This window comes from Frankia canadensis, from assembly GCF_900197875.1.
GTDB classification, from domain to species: domain Bacteria; phylum Actinomycetota; class Actinomycetes; order Frankiales; family Frankiaceae; genus Frankia; species Frankia canadensis.
The window spans coordinates 1-5,186 of record NZ_FZMO01000259.1 but is presented as its reverse complement, the minus strand read 5'-3'; the positions used below and the strand labels follow the sequence as shown (position 1 = coordinate 5,186).

At 72.6% G+C, this 5,186-nt stretch carries 5 protein-coding genes and 1 pseudogene; 5 read left to right on the top strand and 1 reads right to left on the bottom strand.

From position 1 onward, the window contains the following. Positions 1-338 precede the first annotated feature (338 nt). From C1A33_RS19800 to C1A33_RS19785, 4 genes are all read left to right on the top strand, one after another. Positions 339-1,487 (top strand): phosphatase PAP2 family protein, encoded by a 1,149-nt coding sequence (locus C1A33_RS19800; RefSeq protein ID WP_101832934.1) that lies wholly within the window; start codon positions 339-341, stop codon positions 1,485-1,487. A 583-nt stretch (positions 1,488-2,070) separates the two neighbouring features. Beyond that, entirely contained in the window at positions 2,071-3,150 is a 1,080-nt protein-coding gene (locus C1A33_RS19795) for an OmpA family protein (RefSeq protein WP_101832933.1), read from the top strand. A 39-nt stretch (positions 3,151-3,189) separates the two neighbouring features. Continuing rightward, positions 3,190-3,567 carry an encapsulin-associated ferritin-like protein gene (locus tag C1A33_RS19790; RefSeq protein WP_101832932.1) on the top strand — a complete coding sequence of 126 codons (378 nt, stop codon included), beginning with the start codon at positions 3,190-3,192 and terminating at the stop codon, positions 3,565-3,567. Further along, positions 3,564-4,376: a family 1 encapsulin nanocompartment shell protein gene (locus C1A33_RS19785; protein WP_101832931.1), complete on the top strand. Its 813-nt coding sequence runs from the start codon at positions 3,564-3,566 to the stop codon at positions 4,374-4,376. Before C1A33_RS19790 ends, C1A33_RS19785 begins: the two co-directional genes overlap by 4 nt. A 1-nt stretch (position 4,377) precedes the next feature. Here the strand turns inward: C1A33_RS19785 and C1A33_RS19780 are convergent, their stop codons facing one another. After that, positions 4,378-4,572 carry a (2Fe-2S)-binding protein gene (locus C1A33_RS19780; RefSeq protein ID WP_101832935.1) on the bottom strand — a complete coding sequence of 65 codons (195 nt, stop codon included), beginning with the start codon at positions 4,570-4,572 and terminating at the stop codon, positions 4,378-4,380. 206 nt (positions 4,573-4,778) lie between these two features. Here C1A33_RS19780 and C1A33_RS19775 point away from each other — a divergent pair. After that, positions 4,779-5,186: pseudogene (locus tag C1A33_RS19775) on the top strand (hypothetical protein); the annotation flags it as partial.

Sequence of the window (5,186 nt, the reverse complement as noted above, 5' to 3'; positions counted from 1 at the left end):
GTGCGGCGGCCACCCCGGTGGCGGCCACCGCACCGCGCGCGGTCGCGGCGGGCGGCGCCTGAGCGCGCCGAGCGGCCCACGCGGACGGCGTGGCGGCACCCCTGCCCGGGCCCGCCACGCCGTCCGGCGTTCCACGGAGGAAACTGTCGGGTATCCGTCACCCGGTGGTGGCGGTTCGCCGTACTACGCGCGATGTGATGGGGTTGAGCCCGTGGCCGAGCCCGCCAGCTCATGCTGTTGAGTGGAACCATGACAGGCGGGCCGCCGAGAACCGGGGGGTGGCGCCCGCGGCGGTGCGCCGATGTGTGCGGGCTGCGGGAACGTTCGAGAGGTGCACTGTGAGGCGCTTGCGCAACCAGACCACCGGTCTGCCGGTCTGGTGGGTCGAGGTGCTGATGCTGGCCGTGCTGTACTACTCGTACACCGGAACCAGGTCAGGAGCCGGCGGCTCAATCGCCGAGGCGATGCGGATGGGCCACGACCTGCTGAGGCTCGAGACCTTCCTGCACCTCGATATCGAGCTGTCGCTCAACCGGTGGCTGCAGAGCGTCCCCCCGGTAGCGATCGTGTGCTGCTACTACTACGCGACGCTGCACTTCATCGTGACGCCGAGCCTGCTGGTGTGGACGCACCGGCGCAACACCCGCAACTACGCCCAGATCCGCTGGACGCTCGTCGTCACGACGCTGATCTGCCTGCTCGGCTTCTTCCTGTTCCCGACCGCGCCTCCCCGCCTGCTCACCGGCACTCCCTACACCGACACCATGTCCCACTTCGAGAAGTGGGGATGGTGGAGCGGCTCCGCCAGTGCCGCTCCGCACGGTCTGGAGGGCCTCACCAACCAGTTCGCCGCCCTCCCGTCGCTGCACTGCGCCTGGGCGCTGTGGTGCGGCTTCCTGCTGGTCCGCTACGGGCGGCACACGGTCACGAAGGTGCTCGGCGTGCTGTACCCGTCGGCGACCTTCTTCGTGGTGATGTCCACGGCGAACCACTACCTGCTCGACGCCGTCGCCGGCTGGAGTGTCCTCGGCGTCTCCGCCGGCATCGTCGCCCTCGTCTTCCACCGTCTGCGCGCCCGCGTCCGCCCCGCCCTCACCCCGGCCCCGGCCGGACTCGAGGCGACCCAGGCGGACTCTGCCACCGAGGCGGACTCTGCCACCGCGGGCAGCCCAGGCCTTGCCATCGCCGCCACCGCCCGGGGCGCCTCCTTGCCGGCAAACGAGCTGGACGGGACGATCAGACCGGCCGCCTCAACCGGTCCGGCGACCACAGGCCCCGCCACTCCACCACAGGCCCCAACGGACCCGCGCGCGGCGTCCCGGCCCGCGGACATGCAGTCCAGCCCACCGGCCCAGGCGCCCAGCGCATCGTCGGTGCCAGCCGCCCGCACCGTCGCGACCGCGGCGCCGGCTGCGGCCCGGGACGAACAGGATGCGTCTGGCAGGCAGGAGCTGGCCCCCCGGCCCGACAGCGCACCCGCACGGTGATCCTGCTACCCGGGCTCGGTGTCATGGATGAGTGCGTCGAGGTCGTGGGTGGTGAGGGTGGGTGGTGAGGGTGGGTGGTGTGGTGGTGATGTTTTTTCCTTGACGCAAATGCTCCTGTTAGTCCAGGACGATCACCACAAGGGCGAGAAGTCGCGTTCCCGCGGGAACAGCCGAACCCGATCAACCGCCTGACCGTCGGACGAGGCCAGGCGCGGTGGTGTGAGGGGCGAGGGGCGACGAGCCGCAGTCCCGCCAGAGGGTGCGTGGGCGACTCGACCAGCGCGGCACCGCAACGCCACCTCCGCAGGACTCCGCACGCGCCCTGACCTGCGCGGTGGCCGGTCTCCTCTGCGGCATGGCCGGATGGTGCGGCCCGGTGATGTCGACCGTGAGGTGATGTGCGAACATTGTGACGCGGCCGGGTTGGCCGCGCCTTCTTCGTACGTCCCTCCCGATGGCTCCCGTCCCGTTCCGCGTGCCACGGCTCCGCGTGCCGCGGCTCGGTGCGACGGGTGGTCGTCGGTGCCCGCGCCTGATTCCCCCGATTCCCCGATTCGGAGTCTCATCCGATGGCCCAGCCCCGATGACACAGTCCCTGGCGGCGCGCCTGAACCGGCCCCGGCCGGTGGCGTTCGCCGTGTCGCTGCTGCTGGCGTGGCTGCTGCTCGCCCTGATCGCGTTCGCGCTGCGGCGCGGGCCCATCCAGGAGGACCTGGCGGCGCGGGCGACGGCTGCGGTGAAGGCGGCGGGCGGCGTCCACGCGCAGGTGCACATCGAGGGGCGCGAGGCTGTCGTCACGGGGCGGTTCCCGAACGCCGCCGCCGCCGAGCAGGCGCGTGCCTCGGCGGCTGTCGCAGGCACCACCTCGGCGCGGCTCGGCGACGACGTGGTGATCGCCTCCGAGCCGGCCCGGCCGCTGGTGCTGGCCGTTGCGGGCTCGGGAATGTCGATCGACGCGACGGTGCCGGACCGGGCCGCCCGGGCGTCGCTGCTCGCCGCCGTCGCGGACGCCGCGGGGGGCACGGTGCGCGGGCAGATCCGCGTCGACCCGGCCGTCGCCGAGCCACCCGTCGAGGCGGTACCGGCTCTCGCCGCGGCGCTGCGGGGCGTTCCAGGCGACCATTCGGCGACGCTGCGGGGCGCCACGGTAGCCGTCGCGGGTAGTGTTCCCGACGCGGCAGCCGGGCAGCGGCTGTCCGCCGCCGTGCTGTCCGCGGCTGGCGCCACCGTGTCCGGCGTGACCGTGCGCGACCAGCTCACCGTCCGTCGCTCCGCCGCGACGGGCACCGGCTCCTCCGCCGCGGAGCGGGCGGCGGTGCGGGCGGCGCTCGGCAGCGACGGAGTGACCTTTCCGGTTGCCGGCTCGGTGCTCAACGCCGCGGCGCGAGCTCGGCTCGACCAGATCGCCGAGGTGCTGCGCGCTGGGCAGGTCACCGTCCTCGTCGGCGGCTACACCGACACCTCCGGCCCGTCCCCGCTCAACCAGGCGCTCTCCCTCGACCGCGCCCAGACGGCCGCCGACTATCTCGTCCGCAAGGGTGTGCCGGCCGACCGGGTCCGCGCCGCCGGGTTCGGCTCCCGCGAGCCCGTCGGCGACAACGGCACGCCGGCAGGCCGGGCCGCCAACCGCCGCATCGAGATCACTCCAGTAACGGTACGCTGACAGCGGTGTTGACCGGCCGTGGCGTGGTAGGCAGACGCCATGGGCGACTCAAGCATGGGGCTGCACGAGCAGCCCGAGAAGCTCTCCCCACGGACGGTCGACCGGCATCGGGCGATCGTCTCGCTGATGGAGGAGCTGGAGGCGGTCGACTGGTATGACCAGCGGGTCGACGCCGCCACCGACCCGGAGCTGGCGCAGGTTCTCGCGCACAACCGCGACGAGGAGAAGGAACACGCGGCGATGACGCTGGAGTGGCTGCGCCGGCACGACTCGGTGCTGGACACCCAGCTGCGGACCTATCTGTTCACCGAAGGCCCGGTGACGGACGTCGAGGAACAGGCCATGGAACCGAGCCCGGCGCCGGGGCTGGGCGACGGATCTCTTGGAATTGGCAGCCTGAAGGGACTGGGCGAGTGAATCATCTGCTGCGTGGCCACGCCCCGCTGACGGACGCGGCCTGGAAGGCCATCGACGACGAGGCCAAGGCCCGGCTCACGACGAACCTGGCGGCCCGCAAGGTGGTGGACTTCGCCGGCCCGCACGGCTGGGAATACGCGGCCACCGCCCTCGGCCGCGTCGAGGATCTCCCGTCGCCGCCGGCGGACGGGGTCCGTGCCCGCCGGCGCCGGGTGCAGCCGGTCATCGAGCTGCGGGTCGGGTTCACCCTCGACCGGGCCGAACTAGCCGACGCCGACCGCGGCGCCGACGACATCAACCTCGATCCGCTGCAGGAGGCGGTGCGCCGCATCGCCCTCACCGAGAACTCCGTCGTCTTCCACGGCTACGCCGAGGCCGGCCTCGTCGGGATCACCGAGGCGTCCTCGCACCCGACCCTGCCGCTGGCGGAGAGCACCGACACCTACCCGCGCACCGTCGCGAAGGCCGTCGCCCTGCTGCGCCGTGCCGGTATCGCCGGCCCCTACGCGCTGGCGATCGAGCCGGACAGCTACACCGCGGTGATCGAGACGGCCGAACACGGCGGCTACCTGCTGCTCGCCCACCTGCAGCACATCCTCGACGGGCCGGTCGTGCAGGCCCCGGGTGTCACCGGGGCGGTCGTGCTCAGCCTGCGCGGCGGTGACTTCGTGCTGGAGTCCGGGCAGGACCTGTCGATCGGGTACGCGTCGCACACGGCGGACACGGTCGACCTGTACCTGGAGGAGAGCTTCACCTTCCGGGTCGCCGAGCCGGACGCCGCAGTCGCACTCGTCCCGGCCGGCACGTAGGCTAGACCGCCCTGGCCACCAGACGGGCGCAGCGGGGGGCGGACTCGTCGAGCAGATCCTCGATCTCCTCGACGCAGCCGCCACAGCCGGTACCGGCGTCGCAGCGTTCACCGATCTCGTCGACGTCACGTGCGCCAGCGGCGATCACCGCGCGCAGCGTCCGGTCGGACACCGCGAAACAGGAACAGACGAGCACCGCACCTCCCACCGGCGGACCGGAGGCTTAGCTAAGGCTTCCTTAAACGCAGAGTGCCATGCGCGGGCGGCGCGCGCAAGACGGCCGTATCACCCCTGACCTCGGGCGAAGTGGCCCCTGGCGGAGAGTGACCGTGGACGCCGACGGACCCGGACACCTCGGCCGCCGGACGGCGAGTCTTCCTTACTCTAAGTAGTCTCTGTGTGGTGAGCCGTTGCCTGAGACGCGGGTTCCGCAGCCGTTCGTCGACGCTTCTCGCGGCCACCATGCTTCTCGCCGCCACCATGCTTCTCGCCGCCACCGTGGCGGCCGTGCCGCGTGTCGCGCTGGGTGACGTGGTCGCCGATCCGGGGCTGGCGGGGCCGTGGGCGGTCGGCTACCGGACGGTGCGCATCGTCGATCCGCATCGTCCCGGGCGGACGCTGATCACCTCGGTGTGGTACCCGGCGAGCCCAGCGTTGCCGTCGGCGCCGGGGCTCTCGTCACGTGAGCTGCCCCGCACCATCGCGCTGCGGCCAGGCTCGTCGGCGCTGTCCGGGGCGGTGCGGCGGGCTGGGATGGTGCGGCGGGCTGGGATGGTGCGGCGGGCTGGGATGGTGCGGCGGGCTGGGATG